1 protein-coding gene is annotated in these 535 nt (G+C 73.2%); it reads right to left on the bottom strand.

Annotated elements, in window-relative coordinates:
• Positions 1-535: hypothetical protein (locus tag AC1DWF_RS38120; protein ID WP_476843589.1), on the bottom strand; the 535-nt coding region annotated here is incomplete at both ends.

Below are 535 nucleotides of genomic sequence, written 5' to 3'. Positions count from 1 at the left end.
CGCGCCGGAGGCCGCGAGCCGCACGTCGCCGAGCGCCTTGAGCAGCCCGGCGGTGCGGGTCGCCGGCAGGCTGAACGCCGAGAGTGCCGGCAGCGTGCCATCCAGCAACCGCCGCAGCCCGCCGATATCGGCGCCGCCGAAGGGGAGCAGGAAGCCCAGACCCKGCTCGATCAGCGCCTCCGGATCGGCAGCAAGACCCTTGCCGGCCAGCGCCATGGCATGGGTGAAGCGGCCGGTGTCGCCCAAGGTCGCGCGGCCGAACTCCTCGATGTTGCGCCCGATCGTGGACAGGCCCTCGCCCACCGGCAGCTTCAGCGCGCGCAACCAGGAGGCCGGGGTGCCATCCACCTCGTGCAGCAGGTCGGCGACGATCTTGCCGCCCTCGGCCACGGCACCGACATAGCGCGCGACGGGGAAGCCATCGGGGCTGAAGCCGCCGGCCAGGCCGCCGATCGCGCCGAGCAGCGTGCTGAACAGCGCGGTCGGGTCTTCGCCCAGCGCACGCAGTTCCTGCAGCTTGTCGCCGATCTCGCCC

Source organism: Aminobacter sp. P4_D5 (assembly GCF_056401815.1).
The sequence above is the reverse complement of the archived record's forward strand: the minus strand, read 5'-3'. Positions and strand labels throughout refer to the sequence as shown.